Source organism: Streptomyces sp. NPDC001617 (assembly GCF_053596855.1).
Genome location: NZ_JBSFHA010000112.1, coordinates 1 through 26,482 on the forward strand (window position 1 = coordinate 1; position 26,482 = coordinate 26,482).

A 26,482-nucleotide genomic window follows, 5' to 3' on the forward strand; every position below is an offset into this window, starting at 1 on the left:
TGGCCGCCGCCGGGCTCGACGGCGTCGAGGTCGACCACATGGACCACGACCCGGCCGTGTCCGTCAACTGACCTCCGAGAAGACGAAGGAGAACTCGGCCGGTTGGGCCGGCAGTTGGTACTGGGGCAGCACGCCCGGGCCGCAGGATCCGGTGCCGATGCCGTGCAGGGCGTGGTCGAGGTTCACCCACACCGTGTCGCCCGGGGTGAGGTCGGTGAGATGCGTGGCCGCGTCCAACTGCTCGCTCGTCCAGCGGCGGGCGGTGAGGAAGAACTCCGGGTCACCCTCGACCCGTAGCCCGCCGAGCTCCGCCCAACGGACGTCGGCGCGGGCCCCGTTCTCTTGCGGGCGCAGGTACGGGGTCTGCAACCCGTCGACCGTTGACTCCCAACGGCCCACCTTGGAGGCCGACTTGGTGTCCGGATAGCCCTCGCCGGGACCGCCGCCGTACCACTTCACGGAGTCGGCCCGCGTGAGCCCGAACCGCACGCCGAGGCGCGGCAGCGGCACCGGCCACTCGCCCTCCGGCCCCACGGACACGGTCAGCTTGAGACGGCTGCCGTCCGAGGTCCAGCGGTACACCGCGGCGAGTCCGAACTCCCAGGCGGCCGGGGCGACCCGGGTCCGCACGGTCAGCGCGTCGTCGTCGAGGTCCACCGAGGCCAGGCGGTGCCGCATGCGGTGCAGGCCGTACTTGCGCCACAGCTCCGCGGAGCGGATGCCGGTCAGCCACTCGGCGCCCTCGTCGTTGTCGGTGGTCGCCCGCCACACGTCGAGGCGCAGCCCGCTCACCTCGACGCCGCCGATCGTCATCAGCGCACCCGTACGGGCGTCGAAGGAGGCGGGGCCGAGCGTGATCACCCGGTCGCCGGCCACCGGACCGTCGGTCGCGGCGACGGACGGCAACGGCCGTGCGGTAACGGGGACTTGACCCCACGCCACCTCGTGGCCCCTCGGTCCCCAGATGGCGTCGGCCGCCAGCAGCGCCCGTACCGTCCACTGCGTCTCGCCGCCCCCGTGGTCGGCGGGCGGCTCCGGGAGCTTGACGTCCGCGGACTCACCCGGGGCGAGCGCGGGCACGGACAGTGAGCCCGACTCGACACTCTCGCCGTCCACTTGGTAGGACCACTCGAAGGCGAATGCGGACAGATCGGCGAAGTCCTGCTTGTTCGTGACCCGTACGGCGGTGTCGGCGCCCTCGATGGAGACGGGCTCGATGACCTTCTTGAACTCCAGCAGACCCGGGGAGGGCTGCCGGTCGGGGAAGATCAGTCCGTCGCAGACGAAGTTGCCGTCGTGCAGCTCCTCGCCGAAGTCACCGCCGTACGCATAACCCAGTTCCGGGTGCTTGACGCCGTGGTCGATCCACTCCCAGATGAAGCCGCCCTGGAGCCGCTCGTACTTCTCGAACAGCTCCTGGTAGTCGGCGATGCCGCCCGGGCCGTTGCCCATCGCGTGGCCGTACTCGCAGAGGATGAAGGGGAGTTCGCGGCGCTTGTGGGTGCCGCCGTCCAGCTCCTTGCCGATGTGCTCGACCTCGCCGTGGCCGGCGTACATCCGCGAGTACATGTCCGTGTCACGGGAGTTCCAGTCGCCCTCGTAGTGCACGAGGCGAGAGGAGTCGCGGCCGTGGATCCACTCGGCCATCGCGGTCAGCCCGCGTCCGGTGCCGGCCTCGTTGCCCAGGGACCAGATGACCACCGACGGGTGGTTCTTGTCGCGCTCGACCATGCGGGCGGCGCGGTCGAGGAGGGCCGGGGTCCAGCGGTCGTCGTCGACCGGGTTGTCGCGCCAGGCCTGCTCGGTGAAGCCGTGGGTCTCCAGGTCGCACTCGTCGATGACCCACAGGCCGTACTCGTCGCACAGGTCCAGGAAGGCCGGGTGCGGCGGGTAGTGCGAGGTGCGTACCGCGTTGAGGTTGTGCCGCTTCATCAGCAGCACGTCCTCGCGCATGGTCTCCAGGTCGAGGGCGCGGCCCTTGACCGGGTGCCACTCGTGGCGGTTGACGCCCTTGAACAGCACCGCCCTGCCGTTGACCTTGATCAGGCCGTCGGCCAGCTCGACCGTACGGAAACCGATGCGCAGCGGCACCCGCTCGCCCTCGGTGACCAGCTCGCCGTCGTAGAGCTTGGGCACCTCGGCCGACCATGGTTGGACCGGTACGGTAACCGTTTCCCCCGTGGCGACATCGATGTCCAGGGCGGGCACGGACACCCGCCCGTCGACGTCGGAGTCGACGCGCAGGGTGCCCTCGCCTGTGAGGTGGTCGTAGGAAGCGTTTACGGAGAAGTCCAGGACACTCCCCGCCGGGCGGTGCAGCAGCGTCACGTCACGGAAGATGCCGGGCAGCCACCACTGGTCCTGGTCCTCCAGGTAGGAGCCGGCCGACCACTGGTGCACGCGCACGGCGAGCACATTGCCGCTGGGCTTGAGCAGGTGGCCGACCGCGAACTCGTGCGGCAGCCGGGAGCCCTTGAACTCGCCGATGTCGGTGCCGTTGAGCCAGACCCGGGCGCAGGACTCGACGCCGTCGAAGCGGATGACCGCGCCGCCCTCGGACAGGTCCGGCCAGTCCTCGGGCAGATCGAAGACGCGCAGATGGTCGCCGGTCGGGTTCTCCGTCGGGACGTGCGGCGGGTCCACCGGGAAGGGGTAGAGGTGGTTGGTGTAGATGGGCAGGCCGAAGGCGCCGTCGCCCTGGAGGACCCAGTGGCCGGGGACCGTGACCTCGGCCCAGCCCCCGGCGTCGTACCCCTCCTCGGCGAACGAGTCGTCCGCGGCGTCGGCGGTCGGCGACACGCGCAGCCGCCAACTGCCGTTCAAAGACAGGGACTTCGCGTCGGAGGACGCATACCAGGCGCGGGGCGGGAGGGCCCCGCTGCCCGGTGCGACGTCCTCGACGTAATCGGTGGCCATGGTGCGGGAAGTCATCGGTCTCCAGGTCGTGGTGAGGAAGGCGTCAGCCCTTGATGCCGGTCTGCGCGATCCCCTGGACCAGCCAGCGCTGGAGGAAGAGGAACACGAACACCAGGGGCAGGATGGAAATGGCGGTGGCCATGAAGATCAGATGGAAGTTCACGGTCTGGTTGGTGATGAAGGAGGAGAGCGCGACCTGCACGGTCCAGGACTCCGGGTCCTGGCCGATGACCAGCGGCCACAGGAAGGCGTTCCAGCCGCTGATGAACGTGATCGTGGCGATCGCCGCGAAGAAGTTCAGCGAGTTGGGTACGACGATGCGCCAGTACGCGCCCCAATAGCCGAGTCCGTCCACGCGTGCCGCCTCCTCCAGCTCCTTGGGGAATCCCAGGAAGTACTGCCGGAAAAGGAAGCAGGTGAAACCACTGAAGAGACCCGGGACGATCATGCCGCGGTAGGTGTCGATCCAGCCGAGGGAGGAGACGAGCACGAAGCTGGGCACGAAGGTGACGGCCGTGGGGACCATCAGGGTCGCCAGAACGGCGTAGAAGACCTTGTTGGCGTGCTTGTAGGGGATGCGGGCGAGGCCGTATCCGGCCATCGAGCAGAACAGCAGGGTGCCGATCGTGCTCAGGACGGCGATCACCGTGGAGTTCCACAGGGAGCGGCCGAACTCCACGGTCGGGTCGTTGAAGAGCTCGGAGATGTTGCCCCATTGGAAGGAGGGCAGCACCTTCCAGTTAGGGCCCGTGATCTCCAGGTCGGTGGAGAGCGAGTTGCGGATGATCAGATAGAAGGGGATGAGGAAGAGGAGGGCGGCGACACTGACGGCGATGTACAGACCGGTGTTGCCGAGGACGCCTCCGCGCTTCCTGCGCTTGCCGACGTGCGGTGTGGTGGTGGTCACTTCTCCCCCCCTCCAAAGCCCATGATCTTTCCCTGGGCCAGGGTGACGATGCAGATCAGCAGCGACAGGATGACCGCGCCCGCGCTGCCGGCGCCGTAGTCCTGGTCAGTGCCGAGGGCCGTCTTGTAGAGCTCCATGAGCGGTGTCTGGGCCCAGGTCGCCTTGGTCCCGATGATGTTGAAGAACTCGTCGAATGCCTGGTACGCGGCGATGAGCAGCAGCAGGATGACCGCGGTCGAGGTGGCCCGCAGCTGGGGCAGCGTGATGTACCGGAAGGTCTGCCAGCCAGGCTTGGCGCCGTCGATGGCGGCGGCCTCGTACAGCTCCGGCGGGATGTTCTGCAGCGCCGCCAGGAACAGGATCATGTAGAAGCCGGCCTGGATCCACAGCCGCAGGGTCACGATGACCAGCCAGTACCAGGGCGGGGTCGGATTGGAGATCCAGGTGGTGTTGTCGACGCCGAACCAGCTCATGACGGTGTTCGCCAGGCCGAAGCGGACGCCGTTGAAGATGGACATCTTCCAGATCAGCGCGGCGGCGACGTAGGAGACGGCGGTCGGCAGGAAGAACACCGACCGGAAGAACGCCCGCATGAACCGCAGCCGGTGCACCAGCAGCGCCAGTCCCAGGGACAGCGCCCAGGTGGTCGGCACGATGAACGCGGCGAACACCGTGAACGTCACCAGCGAGCCGGAGAAGTTGCTGTTGGTCAGGATCTGCTTGTAGTTGTCGAAGCCGACGAAGTGGCTCGGCGTGACGGTGTAGCGGGCGTCGAAGAAGCTGAGCCAGGCGCTCCATCCGATGGGGACGAAGACGAAGATCACCAGGCCGATGAGGAAGGGCCCGGTGAAGAGCCAGAAGTTCAGCGTGGGGTTTCCCCGCAGGCCCCGCCGCGGCCTGGCCGGCGAGGCCTTGGCCGGGACGGGCTGGGCGACCCCGCGTGTGGTGGTGGTCGACATGGCGTGGTTTTCCCTGCGGCCTATCCGAACAGCTTCTTGAGCTCGACGTTGACCTTCTTGTCGCAGGCGTCGAGCGCGGCCTCGGGGTTTCCGCTCTTGCGCACGGAGGACGCGATCACGTCGTTGAACGCGGTGATCATGGTCTGGTCGAAGCCGATGTTGTCGAAGTGGCCGTAGTCGGTGAAGAGCTTGACGCCCTCGGCGGGCAGGCCCGACTTGAGCTTGGTGGCCGACTGGGCTATCGATGTGCGCGGCGGGATGTGGAAGCCGTACGAGGTGGCCCAGTCCTCCTGGTACTGCTTCTGGTCGATCCACAGCCACTTGACGTATTCCTTGGCCGCGTCGACGTTCTTGCCCTTGGCGTTGACGAAGATCGACCAGCCGCCGTTGTAGACGGACTGCTTGCCGGCGCTGCCGATCTTCGGGAACGGGAAGATGCCGAGGTCGTCACCGAGCGCCTTCTGCATGGCAGGCATGGACCACATGCCGCCCCACTGGATGGCGCACAGGCCCTGGTTGAGCGAGGACGGGTCCCAGAAGTCGGTCGGGGCGTCCAGCAGCACGTGGCCGCTGGTGAACAGGGTCCGGAGCTTCTTCAGGCCCTCGATGACGCCCGGCGTGTGGTAGGCGATCTGGTTCTTAGCGTCGAGGGTGTCGGCGCCGGCCGACCAGATCAGGGTGTTCTGGATCGCGGTGAAGTCGTTGCCGAGGAAGACGCCCTTGACCTTGCTGGTGGTGAGCTTGGCGGCGGCCTCGATCAGCTCGTCGAGGGTGGTGGGGACGTCGACCTTGGCCTTCTCCAGCATCGACTTGCGGTAGAAGAAGAACTGCGGGTCGTCGATCATCCGGATCCCGTAGATCTTCCCGTCGACCGTGTGGGAGTTGATGTCGTTCGGGTTGAAGTCGTCCTTGACCGGGTCGATGAGGTCGCTCAGGTCCGCCACCTGGCCGCTCTTGACGAGCTGCAGCTGCGGGTGGAACTCGAAGACGTCGGGTGCCTTCTTGGTGAGCAGGGCCGCGAAGAGCGCGGACTCGAAGTTGTTGCCCGTGATCCAGTTGGTGCTCACGTTGGCCTTCTTGTAGGCCGCCGCGTACCGCTTGAGGGCCTGCTCGGTCCCCGCCTCGCCATAGGCGTGGAAGTACTGGGTGAGCTGCGTGCCCGACCCCCCGCTCCCGCCCCGCCCGTTGTTGCTGCCGCACGCTGCCAGGGTGCCTGCGGCGGCCATGCCCGCGGCGGCCCGGAAGAGTGACCGGCGGGAGAAGTTGCTGTTGCTCATTGCCGACATGCTGACGTCCTTGTCTCGATTGCGGCTGCGGCTCCACGGCTTCAGCACGTGAACGGCTCCACGGCTTCAGTGCTGCGTGGCTCGAAATTGCGTTGCGGTGCGGGACGTTAACCTTCGGCTAAGCCTTCGGCAAGGGGTTGGACGAAGTCTGCTCGAAGCGTTGTATCCGGTTCGGAATGCCGAACAGGGGGGTCTCGCAAGGGGGTTGAGGGCCGCCGGGTCAGGGGTGCCGGCGGCCCTCGGACTAGGGGTTTCCCACGGGGTTTCCGCGGGTTCTCATGGCGTCACTGCCTGTTCCAGACCTCGTTGCTCCCGCCGTTGCAGCTGTACAGGATCACCTTGCTGCCGTCGGCGGACGCCTGTCCGCTCACGTCCAGGCACTTGCCGGACGCCTCGCTGAGGATCTGCCCGTTGGCGCCCGGCAGCCAGCGCTGGGACGTGTCACCGGTGAAGTCGGCGGTCGTCGTCAGGCCCGAACTCCCGGCCGTCAGATACCCGTTCACGCCCTTCAGGGCGCCCTTCCCGTCGTACGACCACGACTGCTCGGCACCACCCGTGCAGGTGCTGATCGCCGCACCGGAGGCGTCCGCCGTCAGGCACTTGCCGGACTGCTTGCCCTGCCAGGCGCCCGTGACGGCCGAACTCCCGTGACCCTTCTGGTCGAAGACGTACGTCGTGATGGAGCGGGCGGCGAGGGTCGTCGTGGCCGTCCCTCCGCTCACCGACGGCTTCTCGACCTTGGCCCAGTCCTCGGTCGCCGAGGTGCGCACGGCCTGTGCGGCCCGCACCGGCGACTTGCTGTTGAAGTGCAAACTCAGCGGGGTGTCGGTGGAGTTGTGGTTGTTCACCACGACCACCCACCTGCCGTCCTTGTCGTAGGACGACACCTCGACCCCGTCCGGTGCCCCGGTCACGTTGTGCGCGACCGAGCCCGGCCGGACGAACTTGCTGTACTGGCCCAGCGCGTAGTACCGCTTGGTGAAGTACAGCGCCTGGTTGCCGTTCGTCGCGTAGTCGGGGTCGTAGTAGATCAGCCCGTCGTTCCAGCCCACGTCGTTCTTCTCGGTGGGGGAGCTGCCGTACCCGCTCGCCAGCGCGACCCACCACTGGAAGGCCGAGTCGTGCGCGCTCGCGAAGTCCTTGTAGATGATCCTCGACATCAACAGGGCGTTGTCGATGCTCGGGTCGTACTCCTGGTTCCAGCCGGTCGAGCCCTTGCCGAAGCAGCAGATCTCGGTGGCCCAGGACTTCTGGCCGACGGTCCTCGACGTCTCGTAGACATTGCCGAGTTGGCCGTCGTTCGGGTTGTTGTACGTGTGGTGGGCCAGCGCGGAAACATACTGCTGGGTGCCCGGCTGCGAGATCCACTGCGGGAGCTCGGAGACGAACTGGGTGGTCTGGCTGGACTCGTCGGCGATGATCGACGTCTTCTGCTTCCGGGCCCGCTGCTCGGCGCCCAACACCCGCACGATGTCGTCGCGTTGGTCGACCGTGACCTTCATGCCCTCCTGGCCGCACGAACCGAAGTCGTTGTCGGGCTCGTTGAAGGGGCTGATGTAGTCCAGCTTCACGCCCTGCTTGGCGAAGTGGTCGGTCACGTCGGCGACGTACTTGGCGTAGTCCGTCTCGTTCTCCGGCTTCAACTGGCCGCCGCAGGACTGCCCGTTGGTGGTCCACTGGGCCGGCGCGCTGTTGGTGAAGCCGATCAGGTCCTTCACGCCGTACTGCGCGGCGTACTTCAGGAACGTACGGCCGCCCTTGTCCTTGCTCCAGTCGTAGGAGCCGTCGGAGTTCAGGAAGTCCTCGGCGGCGCGGGCCGGCGTGGTGACCGCGACGCCGCCACCGCCGATGTTGTAGCGGTACGAGCTCATCGCCAACCCCTGCCGGGAGAACAGCAGTTGGGCGACCCTGGCCTGTACCTCGGGCTTGAAGTGCTGCAGGTCGTTCACCCACCAGGCGCCCGACGCACCGATGTCGTCGATGGTCTGGGCGGCGTGGGGGGAGACCTCGGCCGCCGTGGGGGTGGCGGCCGAGGCGGGCGGGGCGGATATCAGGGGTCCCGTGACGGCCAGTGCGGCCGCGGCCGTCAGGAGGACCGATCTACTGCGGTGGGGGTGAGACACGTGCATCCCTTCCGTCGTCATGAAGGTGGTGCGGTACGGCTCCTTGCGGGGGTGGTGCGTTTCTTCACAGACCTCTGCCCGACGGACTGCAGCGCCCCTTCGAGCGCGAACGTCGCCGCACCCAGGCACGCCGGGTCGGTGGGGATCGGGGAGAGGACGATCTCGGTGGCGGCGAACGGCCGCCTGAGCGCGTGCCGCCCGACGGCCTCGCGCACTTCGTGCAGCAGGGGTTCGCCGAGCCTGCGGGCGACCCAGCTGCTGAGCACGACCACTTCGGGGTTGAGGACGTTCACCAGGTTGGCGATGCCGGCCCCGATGTAACGGGCCGTCTCCCGTACGACCTTGAGGGCCACGGGGTCGCCCGCGTCCACGCCGCGGGCCAGCGCGTCGATGGTGGCGGTCTGGTCCTCGGGGTGCAGCAGCGGGCTCTGCGGGCTGAGCTCCCGCAGGTTCAGCATGATTCCGGGCGCGCCGACATAGGCCTCGACGCAGCCGTGGTTGCCGCAGCGGCACAGCCGTCCGTCCAGGACGAGCGTGGTGTGGCCCCACTCGCCGGCGCTGTTGCTCACCCCCCGGTACAGCCCGCCGTGGAGCGCGAGCCCGGCGCCGACTCCGGTGCCGAGGTTGACCACCACCGCGTCCCCGCGCCCGCGCGCCGCCCCGAACCACATCTCGGCGACCGCGCCGGCGCGCAGCGGATTGTCCAGGTAGAGGGGGTAGGCGATGACCTCGGACAGCAGGTCGAGCAGGGGCACGTCGTGCCAGTCCCAGTTGGGCGCGTACTCCGAGATGCCGGTGTCGCGGTCCACCTGGCCCGGCACGCTCACCCCGACGCCCAGCACCCGCGCGCCCTCGATGCCGGCCTGCGCGACGACGGAGCCGACGGCGGCGGTCACATGGCTGACCACCTGTTCCGGCAGGCTCTCGCCGGGGCGCATGTCCTCGTCGGCGCGGGCCAGCACGTTCAGCGCGAGGTCGAACAGCTCGACATGGACGTACGTCTCCGCGATGTCGACACCGATCAACGCGCCCCCCGACGCGTTGACCGCCACGAGTCCCCGGGGGCGTCCGCCCGCCGAGTCCTCGAACCCGACCTCCGTGATCATCCGCAGGTCGAGCAGCTCGCCGACGAGCGTGGCGACCGTGGCGAGACTCAGCCCCGTGGCGGCCGCCAGCTCCTGCCGGGAGGTGGGAGACTGAGCGATGATCTGGCGCAACACCTCGTAGCGGTTCGCGGTGCGGATGTCACGTGATGTGCGCTTCACCGGGTCGACCCCCGTCCCTTCTGGCCTCGGGCAGGCCGGGGCTGGTCGGCACCGGCGCGGCGCAAGGCTATGGCCTGCGGAGGACTTTCGACAAGGGGTTAGGAAAGGGGTCTTAGGAAGTCCTTCACCCGGTCGGCCGGCAGGGCTGCCCACCCGGGGCGCTGGCGGAATTCAGCCCTCCAGTACGTCCCTCACGAACGCGTTGGTGAACTTCCCCGCCGGATCCAGCTCCCGCGCCAGCGCCCGGAAGTCGGCCAGCCGCGGATACCGCCCCCGCAGCACCGCCGTCGGCACGGTGAACACCTTCCCCCAGTGCGGCCGCGCCTCGAAGCCGTCCAGCGCCTCCTCCACCCGCCGCACCACCGGCAGCACCACCTCCGTGTCCTCCACCCATGTGAAGTGCAGCGCCACCGTGTCCCGCCCGTACGCCGGGCTCAGCCACTGCGCGTCGGCGGCCACCGTCCGCACCTCGCAGGTCTGCAGCACCGGTGCGACCGCCGCACGGATCGCGTCCAGCGCGCGCAGCGCGTCCAGGGCGTACGGCCTGGGCAGCAGGTACTCCGACTGCAGCTCCGCCCCGCTGCTCGGCGTGAACTCGGCCCGGAAGTGCGGCAGCCGCTCGTGCCAGGGCCCGGGCACCCCGAACTGCTCCGTGCAGTTGACCGCCGGCATCCCCGGCACGGGGTGCAGCTTCTCGGTCGCGGGCGCCGCCCAGGGGAAGTCGGCCAGCGGCTGGTCGCTGCGCCGCTTCAGCCACACCTGCCTGAACCCCGGCTCCCGCCAGTCGGTGAACAGACTCACGCTGTACGCCGACGCGGCCACCTTCTCGAAGTCCAGCCCGGTGAGAGGCAGTTCGGTGAACAGGTGCTGCTCGACCTGGAAGGACGGCTCCAGGTCCAGAGTCAGGGCGACTACGACGCCCAGGGCGCCCAGCGAGGTCACCGCACCGTCGAAACGCGCATCGCCCCGTCCGACGGTGACCGTCGATCCGTCGGCGGTCACCAGCTCCACCTCCCGCACGGCCGAGGCGAGCGAGCCGTTGCCGACCCCCGAGCCGTGGGTGCCGGTCGCCACCGACCCGGCGACCGAGATGTGCGGCAGGGACGCCATGTTGGGCAGCGCGAGCCCGTGGGCGTCCACCGCACGCGCCAGCTCCGCGTACCGGACACCGCCCGAGACCCGTACCGTACGGGCCGTCGTGTCCACGTCGATCACCGGCGGCAGCCCGGCGATGGAGACCAGGGCGCCCTCGGCGCCCGGCTCGGCGATCTCGTTGAAGGAGTGCCCGCTGCCCAGCACCCGCACCTTCGCGCTCCCGGCCACGAGGCTCCGCAGTGCGTCGAGCGAGTGCGGGCGCTGCAACTCCTTGGCGCTGTAGGTGATGTTGCCCGCCCAGTTGGTGACCGTCTCCGTCATCCCTGCCGTCCCTCCGTGCCGTGTGCCTGCATTGACCCTCTCATCTGCCGATGCCTACCGTGGAGCCGTCTCAGAGAGCGGTTACCACATGGTTTCCGTCGGCCCCGCGGGAAGGTCACTCCGTTGCCCGAGCGTCCCCAGGCGCTGTTCGCCATGACCGCCGAGAACGTTCCGCAGATCTTCCCGCCGGAGGTGCTGGCGCGGCTGCGGGACTCCGTGGAGCTCGATCCGGCCCTCGTCGCCCAGGATTTCACCGACCCCCGAGTCCGGGATGCGCTCGCGCGCACGGAGATCCTCGTCACCGGCTGGGGCTGCCCGCGGCTCGACGCGGCGGCACTCGACGCGGCCCCGGGGCTCCGCGCGGTCCTGCACTCGGCCGGCTCGGTCAAGGGCTTCACCACGCCCGAGGTCTGGCGGCGCGGCATCCAGGTCTCCTCGGCGGCCGGCGCCAACGCGATCCCGGTCGCCGAGTACACCCTCGCCATGATTCTGCTCGCCGGGAAGGATCTCCTCGGCGCCCGGGAGCGCCTGCGCACCGAACGTGCCCACCCCGGCTGGGGCGTCGTCCCCGGCATCGGCAACCACGGCCGCCGCGTCGGGGTGATCGGCGCTTCCCGTATCGGCCGCCGCGTCATCGAGCTGCTCGCCCCCTTCGACCTGCGGGTGAGTCTCACCGACCCGTATGTCACCGAGCTCCGGGCGGCCGAACTCGGCGTGCCGCTACTGCCGTTGGACGACCTGCTGCGCGCCTCGGACATCGTCACCATCCACGCGCCGGAGACTTCGGAGACCCACCATCTGATCGGCTGCCGGGAACTCGCCCTGATGCCCGACGGGGCGACTCTGATCAACACCGCGCGGGGCGGCCTGGTCGACCACGGGGCCCTCGTCGCCGAACTCCGCAACGGTCGCCTCACCGCGATCCTCGACGTGACCGACCCCGAGCCCCTCCCCGCGGACTCCCCCCTCTACGACCTTCCCAACGCCTTCGTCACGCCGCACCTCGCGGGTTCTCAGGGCAATGAGCTGTCCCGCCTCGGCATGACGGTCGCCGAGGAGGCCGCACGTCTGCTCGCGTGGGGGGAACTGGCCCATCCGGTGGATCCGGGGGAGCTGGAACGGGGAGCCTGATCTGCGAATTTCGTAGCTTCTTGCCGCCTTCAGCGCTTCTATTCGCAATGATCTGGCGTGTCGGCTGCGATATCGGTAGCGTGCCGCTGTATGACGCTGGAACCGCTTCCCGAAACCGACCGCACCCGCCACCGCCGGCTGCGCGAGCAGGGCAGCCTCGACCGGGCCGACCTGAACGCGATCCTGGACGCCGGGTTCGTGTGTCACCTGGGTGTGGTGGTCGAAGGCCGCCCGCTGGTCGTGCCCACCGTCTACGGGCGCGACGAGCGGCAGCTGTTCCTGCATGGCTCCGTGGCCAGCCGCAGCCTCGCCGGCGGTACGCCCGTCTGCGTCACCGTCACGCACGTCGACGGCCTGGTCCTCGCCCGTTCCGTCTTCGAGCACGGAGTCGACTACCGCAGCGCGATGATCCACGGCGAGGCGCGCAAGATCACCGACCCCGAGGAGAAACTGGCAGGCCTGCGGCTCCTCACCGAGCACGCGGCGCCGGGCCAGTGGTCGTACGCCCGGCAGCCCAGCCGCAAGGAACTCGCCGCCACCACCCTTCTGGCCCTCTCCCTCGAAGAGGCCTCCGTCAAGATCCGTACCGGCGCGCCGGACGACGGCGACGGTCCCGACGCGGAGCTCGGCGTCTGGGCGGGCACCCTCCCGCTGACCTCGGCCTGGGGTGCGCCCGTACCCGACCCGCTGCTCCCTGAGGGGCTCCCAATACCAGGACACATCGCGCGCCGAGAGGGGACCCGGCACGGCTGACGCACCACCGGAGGCATACGGTGGGGAGTCGAACGCCTGAGCCGGGAGGAGAGTCGGGATGGGCAGCCGTACCGCACTGGTCGAGGATCTGATGGAGCGGTTCCCGCACGTACCGCGGGAAGCCGTCTTCAAAGAGGACCTGCTGCGAGGTGGCGTGGCCTTCGACCCGTCCGCCCTCAGCGACAACGAGTCCGGCGAGGTCAAGCCGAAGTCGTACTTCATCTTCTCCTTCGACCACGGCACCCTCCCCGAGCTGGGCGAGGCCGCGCTGCGGCGCCCGCCGGAGGAGATCATCCTCACGGGTGGTCCGTACGACCTCCGCCGCACCGTCGTTTCGGTGCGTGTGAACCCCTCCTCGCCCTACCGGGTCGCCGCCGACGACGAGGGCGTGCTGGGCCTCTACCTGGACGGCAAGCGCATCGCCGACGTCGGTGTGCCACCGATGCCGGAGTACTACCGGCACACCCTCTCCAACGGGAAGTCCGTCATGGAGGTCGCCCCCACCATTCAGTGGGGCTATCTGATCTACCTCACCGTCTTCCGGGTCTGCCAGTACTTCGGCGCCAAGGAGGAGTGCCAGTACTGCGACATCAACCACAACTGGCGCCAGCACAAGGCGGCCGGGCGGCCGTACACGGGCGTGAAGGACGTGGCGGAGGTCCTGGAAGCGCTGGAGATCATCGATCGCTACGACACCGCGAAGGTGTCCACCGCCTACACGCTCACCGGCGGCGCGATCACCAAGACGGTTGCGGGACGCGACGAAGCCGATTTCTACGGCCACTACGCCAAGGCCATCGAGGAGCGTTTCCCGGGGCGATGGATCGGCAAGGTCGTCGCGCAGGCGCTGCCCCGCGACGACGTGCAGCGGTTCAAGGACTACGGCGTGCAGATCTACCACCCCAACTACGAGGTGTGGGACGAGTATCTGTTCAAGATGCACTGCCCGGGCAAGGAGCGGTACGTCGGCCGCGACGAGTGGCACAAGCGCATCCTCGACTCCGCCGAGATCTTCGGCGCCCGTAACGTGATCCCCAACTTCGTGGCCGGCGTGGAGATGGCCGAGCCCTTCGGCTTCACGACCGTCGACGAGGCCATCGAGTCCACCACCGAGGGCCTGCGCTTCTTCATGTCGCACGGCATCACGCCCCGCTTCACCACCTGGTGCCCCGAGCCCACCACCCCGCTCGGCAAGGCCAACCCGCAGGGCGCGCCGCTGGAGTACCACATCCGGCTGCTGCAGGCCTATCGCCGAACGATGGACGACTTCGGTCTCTCCTCGCCCCCCGGCTACGGCCCGCCCGGACCCGGCCGTGCGGTCTTCTCCGTCAGCTCCTTCATGGACAGCCTTCCGGCGCAGGAGACGGCCGAGGAGACGGCAGAGGTGTGAGTGACATCTGGGTGCGATGAGTAAAACGTGGTCTCCTTCCGTATATGAGCCTGGAGTTGCGTCTCACGGCCGGTGCACGGGTTTCTGTCAGGACAACTGAACACAGCGCTTGTCAGTTGTGTTGAAAACGTGAAAGGCTCCTGCCCTGCCGCGAGGTTCCCCCCAACTCCTTTGCCGTCATGGTGAGTTGACCTCGCTTGTGGATGCAGGAGACCCATGCCCGACCTGCCGACCCCGAAGGACGCCGCCGAGGCCGCGCTGTTCTCGGAGTGCTGGGACGCGGTGCTTTCGTATGCCGACCTGTGCACCGCCGGCGCCGCCGCGGCCACACAGCTGGCCTCGGAAGCATTCGCGCTCGGTATCCGCGAGGTCCGCGCCGCCGAGAGCGGCCCGGCCGGAGGTCCCGGCCGCCGCGCGCCCCGGCTCCCCATGATCCCCCTCCTGTTGATCGCCGTACGCACCACGGCGGCGGTCTGGGAGGAGGACGGACAGGGCGACGCCCTCGACCCCGACCTGCGCCTGTGGCTCAACTCGGACAAGGCCACGCGCTACACCGGACCGCCCCTGCGGCGCCCGCTCGCCCTGCGCGGACTGCGCGACCTCCAGGAGGCGGACGCGGCGCTGCTGTGGCTGGCCGAGGTGGAGGCGCTGCCGCTGTCCGTGGTGGCCCGCAAGCTCGGCCTCGACCCGGCCGTCGTCGGCGAGGAACTCGCCCAGGTGCGCGGCCTGTTCCGGGACCGCTGTCACCGCGCGCACCTCGACACGCCGATGGACCCGCGCTGCCGCAGCTACGCCCGCCTCCTCGACGCGGTCACCCGCTCGCCCGGCGCCGACATCCCCGCCGATCTCTCACGCCACCTCGCCACCTGCGTGGACTGCGCCGAGGCCGCCGCCTGTCTGCGCCCGCACGGCGGCGGACTGCCCGCGGCGCTGGCCGGCGGAGTGATCGGCTGGGGCGGCCTGGCCTACCTGGAGCGCCGCCGACGCGCCGCCGAGGTCCGCCTCGGCGCCGGGCGCCCGGACGCGGTGGACACGGAGAGCGGCGAGCCGAAGTCCGGCGCGGACCGCGCCCGTGCCGTCCGCAACGGCCTGCTCGTGGCCGCCGTCCTGGTCTCGCTGCTCGCGCTGGCCGTGTCGATGATGCCGTTCGGCGGCAGCGGCGACGGTGCCTCGGCGGGCGGCGACACCTCGGCCGACGGCAGCCCGGTCGCGGCCCCCAACCCGTCCCTGCCGTCCGCCACCTGGTCCCCGCGCTCGGCCTCCCCGCCCCCGGCCCCGTCGGCCTCCGCGACCACGGCCGGCGACGACCGGGACCCCGACCCGGAACCGCAGGGCACCTCCTCGTCCACCGACACCAGCGGCCCCGGTGACGGGGAACCGGCCACCTGCAAGGTCTCCTACGACCTGGTCAACCAGTGGCCCGACGGCTTCCAGGCCACCGTCACCATCACCTCCGACGACGCCGTCAGCGGCTGGCGCGTCGGCTGGTCCTTCAAGGAGAACCAGCAGGTCGGCCAGATGTGGGACGCGAGCTTCGCCCAGCACGGCAACCGCGTCACCGCGAGCGCCGCCGACTACAACAAGACCGTCCAGGCCGGCGGCAGCCTCTCCTTCGGCTTCCTCGCCTCCTGGCAGAGCAAGAACTCACCGCCGTACGACTTCACCCTCAACGGGAAGAGCTGCGCGAAGAGTTGAGGCCTGCCGCCCGGCCGGTGCCGAGACCGTCGGCGTCGGCCGAGCTCTCGCCCTCGCCCCGTGGCGGGCGGTGCGACCGGGTGAACTCTCCCGAGCCACCCGGTCGTCCGGCATCGCCCGCTCAGCAGCCCGACTTGTAGAAGTACTTGCTGACCGACGGGTCGTTCATGTTCGCCTTGGTGATGGCGACCATGTTGGTACCGATCGACTTCTGGACGCTCTTGCCCTCGAAGGCGGCCGCCAGCTGGTCGACGGCCTCCCTGCCGATCGCCGCCGGGTCCTGGGCGACCAGGACCTGGAGCGTGCCCGCCTTGAGCGAGGCCACCTCGTCGGGCTCGGCGTCGAAGGCGGCGACCTTCACCGCGCCCTCCTTGCCGGCCTGCTTGAGACCGGTGGCGATGCCCTGCCCGGTGTTGGTGTTGCCCGCGAAGACGCCGCCCAGGTCGGGATGGGCCGCGAGCGTCGACTGGATCTGGGAGGCCGCGGTGGCCGGCAGGTCGTTGTCGTAGAGCGTCGGCAGCATCTTGATCTTGGGGTACTTCTCCATCTCCTCGGTGAAGCCCTTGATCCGGGCGTCGGTCGTGGAGACACCGGGCTTGACGCTGATCACGATGGCCGAGCCCTTCTCGCCCATCAGCTTGGCCAGCGCGTCGGCGGCGACCCGCCCGCCCTTCTCGTTGTCGGACGAGATACGGGTGATGCCGATCGAGGAGTCGGTGACCGTGGTGTCGACCAGCGCGACCTTGGTGCCGGCCGACTGGATCTGCTTCAGCGACGGCGTGAGCGCGCTGGTGTCCACCGGCGAGATCATCAGCCCGTCCGGCCGGGAGGCCGCCACCGAGTCCAGGAGGGGGCGCTGCACCGACACGTCCCACTGCGCGGAACCGTCCGCGCCGAAGTCCATGCCCTTGGCCTTGGCCTCCGTCTTGGCCGCACAGGTCATGGTGATGTAGAAGGGGTCGCTCTTCACGCCGGTGATCAGCCGCACATTCTTGTGCGCGGCCCCGCCCGACGACCCCGACCCGCCGCTGTCCGACGAGCTGCACGCGGCGGCCCCGGTGAGGGCCAGTACGGTGCCCGCGGCGACCAGTGCGCTGCGCCTGCTGCGAATGCTCAACATCGAGACATCTCCTTAAGCTTGCTCTCGGGTCTTCCTGCGCATCTGGTCGACGTAGACGGCCGCGACGAGCACCACGCCCACCGCGACGTCCTGCCAGTACTGCTGAACGCCGATGACGATCAGTCCGGTGGTGAGCACGGCGGGGATGAACACACCGATCACGGTGCCCAGCACCGATCCGCGCCCGCCGAAGAGGCTGGTGCCACCGAGCACCACGGCGGTGATCACCTTCAGGTTGTCGGTGGAGTGCCCGGCGATCGACGTGGTGCCGTACGACGCCAGCCACATCACCGCGCCCAGCCCGGCCAGCAGGCCCATCAGCCCGTACACCTTCACCAGGTGCCGTCCCACTCCGATTCCCGCCCGCCGTACGGCGGTTGGATGGGAGCCGATCGCCAGGGTGTGCGTGCCGAACCGCGTCGCGCCCAGCACCAGGCCGAACACTGCGGTGACCACCGCGGCGAGGACCACCAGCCACGGAATGCCGAGCACCTTGCCGAAGCCGAGGCTGTTCTGCAGATGCGTGGCCGCCGCGCCGGCCGGGTCCTGGCCCCCGGTGGCGAGTTCGGCGATCCCCAGCGCGGCCCCCAGTCCGCCGAGCGTCACGATCAGCGGCGGCACCTTCCCGGTCGCCACCACCGCCCCTTGCAGCACGCCCCAACCGGCGCCCACCGCAAGGGCGATGACCACACAGATCGCGACCGTGCCCCAGCCGGCGTTCGGGCCGCCGTGGTGGATGTTGTACTCGCCGGCGGCCACCGCGGCCAGCACCAGCACGGAGCCGATCGACAGATCGATCCCGGCCGTGATGATCACGAACGTCATGCCGACGCCGAGCACCAGATAGATGGCCGCGTTCACGGCGATCTGCGTGAGGTCGTACTGGGTGAAGAACTTGCCCGGCGCGGCGATGGTGAAGAACAGGACCAGCACCACGAGGATCACGAAGGTCCACAGCTCGCTGATGCCGGCCGCCCGCCGCAGCCAGTCGGGTACGGCCCCGCGCGCACCGCCCGAGGCCGGCGGGTCCTGCTTCTGTGCCGCGGCCGGCCGGACTTCCCTGCTGTCGGCGGTCATCGCTCGTCCTCCGCTTTCCTCAAGGACCCGTTCTGCTGGGCGGGTTCGTCCAGCGACCCGGTCATGGCCCCGACGAGCTCCTCGATCGTGGTGTCCGCCGCCGTGAACGAGGCGACCCGCCGGCCGAGCCGCAGCACCTCCACCCGGTCCGAGACCGACAGCACCTCGGGCATGTTGTGACTGATCAGCACGACACAGATGCCCCGGTCGGCGACCCTGCGCACGGTCTCCAGGACCCGGGCGCGCTGCACGACACCCAGCGCGGCCGTCGGCTCGTCCATGAAGATGACCTTGTTCGCGAACGCGACCGCTCGCGCCACGGCAACGGACTGGCGTTGCCCGCCGGACAACGTTGTCACAGGAGCCGTCACATCTTTCAGTTCCACGCCCAGTTCGCTGAACGCCTTCACCGCCTCCCGTCGCATCGCCGGCCGGTCGAGGACACCCAGGCGGCCGAGCAGCCCGGCGCGCACGACCTCCCTGCCCAGATAGAGATTGGCGGCCGCGTCCAGATCCGGCGCGAGCGACAGGTCCTGGTAGACCGTCTCAAGTCCGTGTCGCTGTGCGTCCATTGGGCCACCGAACCGCACGGCCTGCCCCTCCACCCGCACTTCGCCCTCGTCGGGTGCGAGCACTCCCGACAGGACGTTCACCAGAGTCGACTTGCCTGCTCCGTTGTCGCCGATCAGGGCGACGACCTCGCCCGCGTACGCCGTGAAGTCGGCGCCCTGCAGCGCCTGGACGTGACCAAAACGCTTGACCACACCGTGTGCCGCGAGAAGTGGTTCCCTTGCAGAGGCCATGTTGTGCCTTCGCGTTGGTATCGTTAACAGTTCGTCGATTCTGGGAGCCCCATGAGTGGGCGTCAAGGGTCGTGTGTGAACCGGATCTCAAAGGTTGCACCCACGCCCCGGAGGTGCCCGCCCGACTGCCGAGGAGGACTGCGGCGTGGTCGGCCGGCCCACGATGAAGGACGTCGCCGCCGAGGCGGGCGTCAGTGCGATGACGGTGTCCAGAGTGGTCAACGGCGAGGGGAGCGTGGCGCCGCGGACCGCCGCGCGCGTCGAGGCCGCCGTGCGCAAACTGGGCTACCAGCGCGACGAGTTGGCGCGCCAGCTGCGCCGCGCCGACCAACCCAGCCGGACCATAGGCCTGTTGGTCGACAACGTTGCCGACCCCTTCATGGCGGCCGTCGCCTCCGCCGCCGAGGACGTCGCCCGCCGACGTGGCAGCATGGTCCTCATCGGCTCCAGCCGCGCCGACCCGCGCCGCGAACGTGAGGTCGTCGCCGCCTTCACCGCCCGCCGCGTCGACGGCCTCATCCTCACCCCGGCCGCGGGCAGCCATCGTTTCCTGCGCCCGGCCCAGGCTCAGGGCACCAAGATCGTGTGCGTGGACCGGGCGGCACCCGGCCTGGAGGCGGACACCGTGGTGGTGGACAACTCCGCCGCGGTCGAGGAGGCCGTACGGCACCTGATCGCCCACGGCCACCGCCGTATCGGCTACCTCGGCGGCCGACAGGACATCTGGACCAACGGTGAACGCCACCGCGGTTACCGGGCCGCACTGGAGGTCGCGGGCATCGACGCCGACCCCGGGCTGGCCCGCCACGGCCTGCGCTCGGCCCCGTCCGCCGCCGAGGCCGCAACGGCCCTCCTCACCGCCCCGGACCCGCCCACCGCTCTCCTCGCCGACAACGAGAACCTCGCCTTCGGCGCCCTGTCCGTCCTGCCGCCCGAGGTCGCCTTCATCGCCTTCGACGACTTCCCGCTGGCCGCCCGGCTGATCCCGCCGGTGACCGTCATCGCCCAGGACCCCGTCGCCCTCGCCACCACGGCCGCGCACCTGTTGTTCGCCCGCATCCAGGGCGACACCTCGCCGCCCCGCACCGTGGTCATGCCGACGGAGCTGATCCGGCGGGGGTCGGGGGAGGTGCCCGGTCCCTTTGCGGGGCACGGGCGTTGAGCGGCCCTGTCGGAGGAGGCCTTCGACGGGGCCGACGTCGCCATCCGGATGGACCCGGACGTGCGGCCGGCGGACGGGTCCCGCGATATTCCGTGGCGCTCGGCGGACGTACGGCTCTATGGTGAGCGGGCATTGAGCGGTGGCCGCGGGCCGCCGCCGTCGACCGCGTGCGGAACCGGGAGGTGTTGACCGATGGCTGTCTTTGCGATGAGCGCTGCTCGCATCCAGATCATCACGTCCACCTCCGTGGCCACCGGCTGACCTCGACCTCAACTCCTTTCGCCGGGGCCGCCCTTGTGAAGGGTCACCCTTGACTTCCAGCTCCGCTTCCTCCGTCTTCTCCGCGCTCGCTCCCTACGGCTGGGACGACGCCTGGGCGGACGAGTTCGCCCCGTACGACACCGAAGGACTGCTGCCCGGACGCGTGATCCGGGTCGACCGCGGCCAGTGCGACGTGGTCACCGCCGACGGGGTCCTGCGGGCCGACACCGCGTTCGTCACCCCGCACGACCCCCTGCGGGTCGTGTGCACCGGCGACTGGGTCGCCGTCGAACCCGGGGGCAACCCCCGTTACGTACGGACGTATCTGCCGCGCCGTACCGCCTTCGTGCGCTCCACCTCCTCCAAGCGGTCCGAGGGGCAGATCCTCGCGGCCAACGTGGACCACGCGATCGTGGCCGTCTCCCTCGCCGCCGAGCTCGACCTCGGCCGCGTCGAACGGTTCCTGGCCCTCGCCTGGGAGAGCGGCGCGACAGCGCAGCGGTGAAGCGCACGTGGAAAGCGTCTTGCAGACAACCCCTCACCCGTTCGAGTTCCGTGCTCTGTGCAGCCGCCTGAACAGTCGAAACGAAGAGCCGGACCGCGATCGTGGTCCGGCTTTCGGGCGTGCTTCGGCTGCAATCTGGGCGCCGACGACCGGGTGTGGGGAGCTGAGCCCCTCGGCGGTCGGAAGACGTCGGCGGGGCTCAGCTCCGGAGCCAGGTCAGCAACTCGTCGTGGCGGATCTGGTACACCGTGCCTGCCGACCGCAGCAAACCGACGCCGTGGCACCAGCGGAGGAATCCGAGGAGGTGCCATGGCAGTCTGCCACGAGTGGCCAGGACGACTCCCGTGTACTGCCGGGTGACGTCCGCGACGAAGCCGGGCCCGGCGGCCAGGCCGCAGGCGAGTGAGGTGGCGACGGCCAGTGGCCAGTCCACCTGGAGCCACTCGACCTTCAGCGTGGCGTACAGCGTCAGGCCGGTCACGATGAAGCCGGCGATCAGCCCGGCCGTCACGTCATTGCGCAGTGGTGAGAGGGGGGTGGGCACGCCCGGCGGATCGGGGTCGGGGTCGCCACCGTTGCCGCGCCGGGCGGCCCGCAGTCCCAGCGGGACGCCCACCGCAAGAGCCAGCGCCCCCGCGCCGCAGCCCGCGATCACCCCGACGAAGTCACCGAGCGTGCCGGCGAGGGGCCCGGCCGCCGTGGCCAGGACGAATGCGGTGGGCAGCGCGCCCATCACCAGGTGCCGGCGGTCGATGTCCGCCCGTACCGACAGGGCGAGACCGAAGCCGAAGACCGACGCGGAGGCGACGCCTGCCGCGAGCGCGTACCCCGCCCCGAACAGCGGCGTGAGCGGCAGCACCAGCGCCCAGCCGAGCAGGGCGCCGAGACCGACCCTGCGCCAGCCGAGCCTGCTGCGCAGGCGCTGGAAGAGGATGCGCCGGGGCTGGATGTATGGCGCACGCGCGTTCCAGGCGGCGAGCAGTGGTGCCGGGGTGAGTAGGAACAGCAACGGGATTCCGGGGAACGGGAGTTCGTTGCGTTGTCTCAGGCACATGGCCAGTAGGACGAGGGCGGGCAGCCAGCACGCCAGGGTCAGTCCGGCAGCGGTGTAGCGGGCGGCGCGCGGGCCCGCGAGCGGCCACAGCAGGTGGACCGCCAGGTCGCGGCCGGCCCCTGCGCCGCCCGGTGCCGCAGTGCCGCCGTGCAGATTGGCGGCGATCAATCGCAGCCAGCGTGTCACGGCCGTGGGGTCGGCGTAGCGCTGCGGCATGCCCCTGGGGTCCGGTCTGCACAGCGTCGGGACGAGCTGGTCGAGGAGTCCGGCGCGCAGCCCTCGTAGCGCCTCGGCGGAAGTGGGTGTGCCGATGTACGAGCGGAGGGCTGCCGCTCCGGCGTCGGACTGGGAAGTGAGCGACGCCAGGGTGAGCATCCAGGGGGAGGTGAGGAGGTGGCCCAGGACCGTTTCCGGGTCGGCCAGTTCGGTCTCCAGCTGGGTGATCCGTGTCTTGTCGTAGGCCCGCTGGTCGAGATAGTGCCAGCCGTCCGCCGGGGACACATCGTCGATCAGGATCGTCGCGCAGTCCAGTAGCCGGTTGTCGCCGTCGGGCCCCGCATAGTCTGCGGCCCGGCAGGTGATCACCAACGGCCCTTCGAAACGGTTCAGTTGCTCGATTGCGGCGACGGCATGACGTCGGTCGGAGCCCGGTTCGTCCATCTCGTCCAGGCCGTCCAGCACTGGCATGATCCGGCCCGACGCGAGGAGATCGCGGGCCTTGGTCTCGGAGCCGCCGAGGTATCCCGAGGCCAGGACGCCGCCGAGCCAGTCCGTGAAGGGGATGTCGGTGTCCCACCCGGCGAGGCCGACCGGCACGGGCACGGGACCGGCGTACGATGCACGGGCGAGGAGTTGGTGGACGAACTCGTTGGCGAGGAGCGTTTTCCCCGACCCGGGGCCGCCTGTGATGACCAGCCGTTTGGGCCGCAGGTCGTCCACGAAGCGGGCGATGCCGAGGAAGTCGCCGTGCGGTGGGGCGGTTTCCGCTCCCCGGCCCGGGGCGGGCTGCGTCTCGTAGGTGATGTTGATGGCCATCGTGTCCCCGCCGAGCAGTTGCCGACGCCGCTGGTTCGCCTGCTGCCGTACGCTCTCCAGCAGGTCCAGCCGTATGGCCTCCCGTGACGATCCGGAGCGCCCGGGCCGGCGGAACTGCGAGCTGCCCCACGCCCCGAGCATGCCGCCGACCACCGGTGCGGTCAGGGCGGCCGCGATCGAGTGGCGTGCGGAGGAGGGGAAGGTGAAGGCGCTCAGCAACGCCAGCAGGCCGCTCACGGCGGCGGTGCCGAGCGAAGACCGGACCCGCTGCGCGCGGGACGCCTGTGTCATGGCGATCGAAGGGTATGGGGAGTTCGGATGCTCGTCCGGCCGCCGCACGGGAACGTCCTCGACGATGCAGTGGACGCCGTGTTCAGCCAGAGCCTCCGCGAAGCCCGCCTGCGCGGCCAGCGCCGTGACGGGGACGGCATCGAGGACGTTTGCGGTGTCGGAGATCTTCTTGTCGGTGGCCAGTACCGCGACAAGGAACGGCCCGCAGAACAAGGCCGTTCCTGAAGCGCCGTACCAACTCGATCCCGTGGAAGGGTGTTTGGGGACGACCCCGGAGTCGACGTGGACGGTGAGCATGCCGGACTTCATGGCATGCAACGGATCCACATGCCCCCGCACCGCCATCGTGTCGCGCCGTCTCGGCCGGTCGCGGTCCACGACGGCGTCCGGAAAGCCGAGCCCCAGGCACGGCACGCGGTCCTCGCCGAGGATCCGGCCCAGCCGGATGGGAGTCAACCGAGGCGCCTGCCCTTTCGCGTCCGTGATCCGGAGCAGCGCGGCGTCCCGCTCGGGGTGAGCCTCGATGTCGACAAGTTGCGTGGGCCATATCAGCTCGGCGGTCATCCAATCGGTGCCGCCCGCCTGATCGAGTCGGCGGACCTTGACCGCGCCGTCGGCCACATCAGATGTCCCGATGATGTGGTAAGCGGTGAGCAGGAGTTGACTGGAGATCAAGTAGCCGGTGCCGAAGTTGCGCTCCTTCCGGGCGGAATTCCAGATCTCCACCACCCGTGCACGGTCCATCGGCCTACTCCGGCAGTCCGCTCACGGTGCCGGAGATCTTGGCGTCCCTGTCGTCGGCGTCGATGGGTTGGAGCGTGAACTTGACCCGGTGTGTGCGGTCCGTGCTCACCGTGCCCTTGGCCTCACCGGTCCAGGGGAGGACGAAGACCTTGGTCTGGGCCCCGGCCTCCTTCCGCACGGCCACCGTGAACTCCAACTCCACCGGGCCGACCCTGAATTTCAGGGGCTCGTCCTGGCCTTCCCGCATGGCGCCCTGGAGTCCGGCGCGGATCGCACCGACCGTCTCGCCCAGCTCCGCCCACGGTTCCTGTAGCACGCCCAAACCCCCTGCTCGACGGCGTCTGCAACACTCAGCCTCGAACATAGCCGATCTCAAGTGTGGGGTAGAGGCCATGAGTTGAGCACTTGTGTGTATTCACCGGGTTCGGGTTACGGAATCCCGGGCCTGCGAGGTAGGCGATGGCACCGACGGTCTTTGATCAACGAGATCCCCATACACGCAGTGATCAACTCGGTGATGCAAATGTCATGATTCAGGCATGCGGGGGAGTGAATCGGCCGAACGCGGCTGCAAGTAGAGCCATGAGCTCCTCTGTCCGGTGACGATGGTTTCGAGAGGGGCCATCTTCGACCGGACAGGGGAGGAAAAATGGGTAAACAGGTCAAGTGCGGGTCGACCAAGACCAAGACCGGCAAACGATGCCAGAACCCGGCGATGATCGGCTACTCCCGTTGCCAGTTGCACCGAGGCGACTGGACCCCGCCGCAAAAGAAGAAGACCAAGAAGCGCTGATCCTTCGGGCCGCCGAGCGGGGAAAGCATGTGGGCAGGCTGGACCTCGTCGCGGTCCGCATCCAGTTCGTCGCCCGCCGTTCCCTGGTCGCGTGCCAGCAGTCGCGTACGGCGGCACAGACCGCCGAGTGCTGGCAGGCCGAGCGGGAACCGGCCCTCGTGCTGCTGCGCGCCGACGCCGGGCAGCGGCAGCGGTCCCGGTACGGCGGTCCGGTCCTGGTCGATGCCCTGGCCGACGACGGGGACGTCGGCGCCGCCTGGCGGGCCGCGGCCGAAACGCGTGCCCACGACCGGCAGTGGCGTGCCCTTGCCGACCGGGCCTGCGCCGTCCGTCCTGCCGACGCGCTCGGCTACCTGCGGCTGGCCGAACGGTTCATGAAACAGACGCGCAACGCCGTCTACGAGCAGCTGACCGGTCTGCTGGTGAGTATGCGCGACTACCATCGCCGCCTGGGCACCGAAGGCGAGTTACCGCGTACCTCGCCGCTCTGCGTGCCGGTCAGAAGCGCAAGCGGAACCTGATGCGGTTCCTCGACCAGCACGGCCTGTGACCCTGTCAGAAAAACGGTGGGCCGAGTGTGCGCGCGTCCAGGGCCGGGTTCTCTTCACGCAGTGACTGTTGGCCGCCGCGGCCGATTGAGGACCAGGAGGTGTGACCGATGGATGTCTCTTTGACGGGCGCGTCCCGCATCCGGACGTTCATCCACTCCACCTCCGCGGTCTCTGGCTGACCTCCCTGCCTCCTGCGCGCTGTGAGCGCGGCGATGGCTGCTGCGCCATCGTGACCATCAGGTGGCTGTGACGACCAGCGCGGCCCGGTCGTCGAGGGTGGCATCGCCTGCGAACGTGGTGACAGCGGCGGTGAGGGACTCGATGAGGGTGGCGGCGGTGGGCGTCGTGATCTGGTCGGCGATGAGCGCGCCGGCCAAGCGGTCCTCGCCGAAGAATTCGCCCTCGGCGGAACGAGCCTCGGTGATGCCGTCGGTGACCAGGACCAGGCTGTCACCGGGACGCAGGTCGATGTCGCACGGGCAGAAGCCGGGGTCGGGACGTATACCCAACAGCAGGCCTGGTTGCGTGAGCTCTTCGACCGTGCTGTCGACCCGGCGCAGGAGGGGCGGTACGTGGCCTGCTCGAATCAGGTTGAGCGCGAGGTGAGACGCGGAGCGCCGCAGTTCGCCGTAAACGAGTGAAACGAAGCGGTCCTCTTCGGCGGTGCCTGACGTCAACGCGTCGTTGATGGCGGCGACCACTGCCACCGGGTCGTTCAGAAGGCGGGCGGCGGCGCGTGCGGTGTGGCGGACCATTCCGGTGGTGGTGGCCGCCAGTGCACCGCGCCCCGACACATCGCCGATCATGAACGCCCAGCGGTCGCCGGACAGCGCGAAGACGTCGTAGAAGTCGCCGCCGACGTCGAGACCTTCACCGGCCGGATGGTACGAGGCGGCCAAGGTCGCGCCGGGAATCCTGGGCAAGTCGGGAGGCAGCAGGCCTGCCTGCAGATCGTGGGCCAGCCGGACGCGGTCGGTGAACTGGTGGGCGTTGTCGGCACTCGAAGCGGCCCGGCGGGCGAGTTCCTGGGCCAGGGCGATCGTGTGGCCGTCCAGAGTGAGGGAGGTGGCCAGGAGCGTCAGCGTGCCGAAGGTACGGCCCCGGGTGGCCAGCGGCACGCACACGTAACCCGTGACCCCGAGCTGCTCGCAGGGGCTGCCCGTATGGGCCGTCTCGCACCACGACCCCGTCGATCCGGCCGGCCTCGTCCCAACGGGGCTCGTAGGTGAAGTCGAAGAACCCCTC

The 26,482-nt window shown here is 69.5% G+C and carries 20 protein-coding genes and 1 pseudogene; 8 read left to right on the plus strand and 13 right to left on the minus strand.

The annotated features are described in order from the left end of the window. Positions 1-63: 63 nt before the first annotated feature. The 7 genes from ACWC09_RS46785 to ACWC09_RS46815 all read right to left on the minus strand — a co-directional run bounded on the left by ACWC09_RS46785 (position 64) and on the right by ACWC09_RS46815 (position 10,872). Positions 64-2,931, minus strand: a complete 2,868-nt coding sequence (locus tag ACWC09_RS46785) for a glycoside hydrolase family 2 TIM barrel-domain containing protein (RefSeq protein WP_450857720.1) — start codon at positions 2,929-2,931, stop codon at positions 64-66. Between the two features lie 28 nt (positions 2,932-2,959). Further along, positions 2,960-3,823 carry a carbohydrate ABC transporter permease gene (locus ACWC09_RS46790; protein WP_450857722.1) on the minus strand — a complete coding sequence of 288 codons (864 nt, stop codon included), beginning with the start codon at positions 3,821-3,823 and terminating at the stop codon, positions 2,960-2,962. Then, positions 3,820-4,782, minus strand: coding sequence for a carbohydrate ABC transporter permease (locus ACWC09_RS46795; RefSeq protein WP_450857724.1), 963 nt, complete (start codon positions 4,780-4,782; stop codon positions 3,820-3,822). The genes ACWC09_RS46790 and ACWC09_RS46795 overlap by 4 nt, the downstream gene beginning before the upstream one ends. 20 nt (positions 4,783-4,802) lie before the next feature. Beyond that, positions 4,803-6,068: an ABC transporter substrate-binding protein gene (locus tag ACWC09_RS46800; RefSeq protein ID WP_450857726.1), complete on the minus strand. Its 1,266-nt coding sequence runs from the start codon at positions 6,066-6,068 to the stop codon at positions 4,803-4,805. Positions 6,069-6,352: 284 nt separating this feature from the next. After that, positions 6,353-8,197 carry a glycoside hydrolase gene (locus tag ACWC09_RS46805; RefSeq protein WP_450857728.1) on the minus strand — a complete coding sequence of 615 codons (1,845 nt, stop codon included), beginning with the start codon at positions 8,195-8,197 and terminating at the stop codon, positions 6,353-6,355. An 11-nt stretch (positions 8,198-8,208) separates the two neighbouring features. Next, positions 8,209-9,456, minus strand: coding sequence for an ROK family transcriptional regulator (locus ACWC09_RS46810; protein WP_450857730.1), 1,248 nt, complete (start codon positions 9,454-9,456; stop codon positions 8,209-8,211). A gap of 171 nt (positions 9,457-9,627) precedes the next feature. Beyond that, positions 9,628-10,872, minus strand: coding sequence for a D-arabinono-1,4-lactone oxidase (locus ACWC09_RS46815; protein WP_450857732.1), 1,245 nt, complete (start codon positions 10,870-10,872; stop codon positions 9,628-9,630). A 123-nt stretch (positions 10,873-10,995) separates the two neighbouring features. Between ACWC09_RS46815 and ACWC09_RS46820 the strand changes: the two genes are divergently transcribed. The 4 genes from ACWC09_RS46820 (at position 10,996) to ACWC09_RS46835 (ending at position 15,841) form a co-directional block, all read left to right on the plus strand. Then, on the plus strand, positions 10,996-12,003 hold the full coding sequence (locus ACWC09_RS46820; protein ID WP_450857733.1) for a hydroxyacid dehydrogenase: 1,008 nt from the start codon (positions 10,996-10,998) through the stop codon (positions 12,001-12,003). A 90-nt stretch (positions 12,004-12,093) separates the two neighbouring features. Then, on the plus strand, positions 12,094-12,756 hold the full coding sequence (locus tag ACWC09_RS46825) for a pyridoxamine 5'-phosphate oxidase family protein (protein ID WP_450857735.1): 663 nt from the start codon (positions 12,094-12,096) through the stop codon (positions 12,754-12,756). A gap of 58 nt (positions 12,757-12,814) precedes the next feature. After that, entirely contained in the window at positions 12,815-14,146 is a 1,332-nt protein-coding gene (locus tag ACWC09_RS46830) for a radical SAM protein (protein WP_450857737.1), read from the plus strand. A gap of 216 nt (positions 14,147-14,362) precedes the next feature. Beyond that, positions 14,363-15,841 carry a cellulose binding domain-containing protein gene (locus ACWC09_RS46835; RefSeq protein ID WP_450857739.1) on the plus strand — a complete coding sequence of 493 codons (1,479 nt, stop codon included), beginning with the start codon at positions 14,363-14,365 and terminating at the stop codon, positions 15,839-15,841. 121 nt (positions 15,842-15,962) lie between these two features. On the opposite strand, the gene ACWC09_RS46840 is transcribed toward ACWC09_RS46835, so the two are convergent. The 3 genes from ACWC09_RS46840 to ACWC09_RS46850 are packed head-to-tail and all read right to left on the minus strand — an operon-like array spanning position 15,963 to position 18,841. Further along, positions 15,963-16,961: an ABC transporter substrate-binding protein gene (locus ACWC09_RS46840; RefSeq protein WP_450857741.1), complete on the minus strand. Its 999-nt coding sequence runs from the start codon at positions 16,959-16,961 to the stop codon at positions 15,963-15,965. A 12-nt stretch (positions 16,962-16,973) separates the two neighbouring features. Beyond that, a complete protein-coding gene (locus ACWC09_RS46845; RefSeq protein WP_450857743.1) occupies positions 16,974-18,038 on the minus strand; it encodes an ABC transporter permease in 1,065 nt (354 codons plus the stop codon). Continuing rightward, on the minus strand, positions 18,035-18,841 hold the full coding sequence (locus ACWC09_RS46850) for an ATP-binding cassette domain-containing protein (protein WP_450857745.1): 807 nt from the start codon (positions 18,839-18,841) through the stop codon (positions 18,035-18,037). Before ACWC09_RS46850 ends, ACWC09_RS46845 begins: the two co-directional genes overlap by 4 nt. 145 nt (positions 18,842-18,986) lie before the next feature. On the opposite strand from ACWC09_RS46850, the gene ACWC09_RS46855 reads away from it, so the two are divergent. After that, on the plus strand, positions 18,987-20,003 hold the full coding sequence (locus ACWC09_RS46855; RefSeq protein ID WP_450857747.1) for a LacI family DNA-binding transcriptional regulator: 1,017 nt from the start codon (positions 18,987-18,989) through the stop codon (positions 20,001-20,003). A 310-nt stretch (positions 20,004-20,313) separates the two neighbouring features. After that, positions 20,314-20,754, plus strand: a pseudogene (gene rsgA / locus ACWC09_RS46860) (GTPase RsgA); the annotation flags it as partial. 214 nt (positions 20,755-20,968) lie between these two features. On the opposite strand, the gene ACWC09_RS46865 reads toward rsgA, so the two are convergent. After that, positions 20,969-23,893 carry a hypothetical protein gene (locus ACWC09_RS46865; protein WP_450857749.1) on the minus strand — a complete coding sequence of 975 codons (2,925 nt, stop codon included), beginning with the start codon at positions 23,891-23,893 and terminating at the stop codon, positions 20,969-20,971. Positions 23,894-23,897: 4 nt separating this feature from the next. After that, positions 23,898-24,209 carry a trypco2 family protein gene (locus ACWC09_RS46870; protein WP_450857750.1) on the minus strand — a complete coding sequence of 104 codons (312 nt, stop codon included), beginning with the start codon at positions 24,207-24,209 and terminating at the stop codon, positions 23,898-23,900. Positions 24,210-24,542: 333 nt separating this feature from the next. On the opposite strand from ACWC09_RS46870, the gene ACWC09_RS46875 reads away from it, so the two are divergent. Both ACWC09_RS46875 and ACWC09_RS46880 read left to right on the plus strand, forming a co-directional pair. Next, positions 24,543-24,686, plus strand: a complete 144-nt coding sequence (locus ACWC09_RS46875; RefSeq protein ID WP_270080922.1) for a hypothetical protein — start codon at positions 24,543-24,545, stop codon at positions 24,684-24,686. Between the two features lie 29 nt (positions 24,687-24,715). Continuing rightward, positions 24,716-25,207, plus strand: a complete 492-nt coding sequence (locus ACWC09_RS46880) for a hypothetical protein (protein WP_450857752.1) — start codon at positions 24,716-24,718, stop codon at positions 25,205-25,207. A gap of 266 nt (positions 25,208-25,473) precedes the next feature. On the opposite strand, the gene ACWC09_RS46885 is transcribed toward ACWC09_RS46880, so the two are convergent. After that, positions 25,474-26,355: a PP2C family protein-serine/threonine phosphatase gene (locus ACWC09_RS46885; RefSeq protein ID WP_450857754.1), complete on the minus strand. Its 882-nt coding sequence runs from the start codon at positions 26,353-26,355 to the stop codon at positions 25,474-25,476. Between the last annotated feature and the right edge of the window lie 127 nt (positions 26,356-26,482).

Bases quoted from the DNA above. Each gene is read 5' to 3' on its own strand.
- ACWC09_RS46785 (WP_450857720.1), bottom strand. From the start codon at position 2,931: ATGACTTCCCGCACCATGGCCACCGATTACGTCGAGGACGTCGCACCG.
- ACWC09_RS46795 (WP_450857724.1), bottom strand. From the start codon at position 4,782: ATGTCGACCACCACCACACGCGGGGTCGCCCAGCCCGTCCCGGCCAAG.
- ACWC09_RS46800 (WP_450857726.1), bottom strand. From the start codon at position 6,068: ATGTCGGCAATGAGCAACAGCAACTTCTCCCGCCGGTCACTCTTCCGG.
- ACWC09_RS46805 (WP_450857728.1), bottom strand. From the start codon at position 8,197: ATGCACGTGTCTCACCCCCACCGCAGTAGATCGGTCCTCCTGACGGCC.
- ACWC09_RS46815 (WP_450857732.1), bottom strand. From the start codon at position 10,872: ATGACGGAGACGGTCACCAACTGGGCGGGCAACATCACCTACAGCGCC.
- ACWC09_RS46825 (WP_450857735.1), top strand. From the start codon at position 12,094: ATGACGCTGGAACCGCTTCCCGAAACCGACCGCACCCGCCACCGCCGG.
- ACWC09_RS46830 (WP_450857737.1), top strand. From the start codon at position 12,815: ATGGGCAGCCGTACCGCACTGGTCGAGGATCTGATGGAGCGGTTCCCG.
- ACWC09_RS46835 (WP_450857739.1), top strand. From the start codon at position 14,363: ATGCCCGACCTGCCGACCCCGAAGGACGCCGCCGAGGCCGCGCTGTTC.
- ACWC09_RS46840 (WP_450857741.1), bottom strand. From the start codon at position 16,961: ATGTTGAGCATTCGCAGCAGGCGCAGCGCACTGGTCGCCGCGGGCACC.
- ACWC09_RS46845 (WP_450857743.1), bottom strand. From the start codon at position 18,038: ATGACCGCCGACAGCAGGGAAGTCCGGCCGGCCGCGGCACAGAAGCAG.
- ACWC09_RS46850 (WP_450857745.1), bottom strand. From the start codon at position 18,841: ATGGCCTCTGCAAGGGAACCACTTCTCGCGGCACACGGTGTGGTCAAG.
- ACWC09_RS46865 (WP_450857749.1), bottom strand. From the start codon at position 23,893: ATGGACCGTGCACGGGTGGTGGAGATCTGGAATTCCGCCCGGAAGGAG.
- ACWC09_RS46875 (WP_270080922.1), top strand. From the start codon at position 24,543: ATGGGTAAACAGGTCAAGTGCGGGTCGACCAAGACCAAGACCGGCAAA.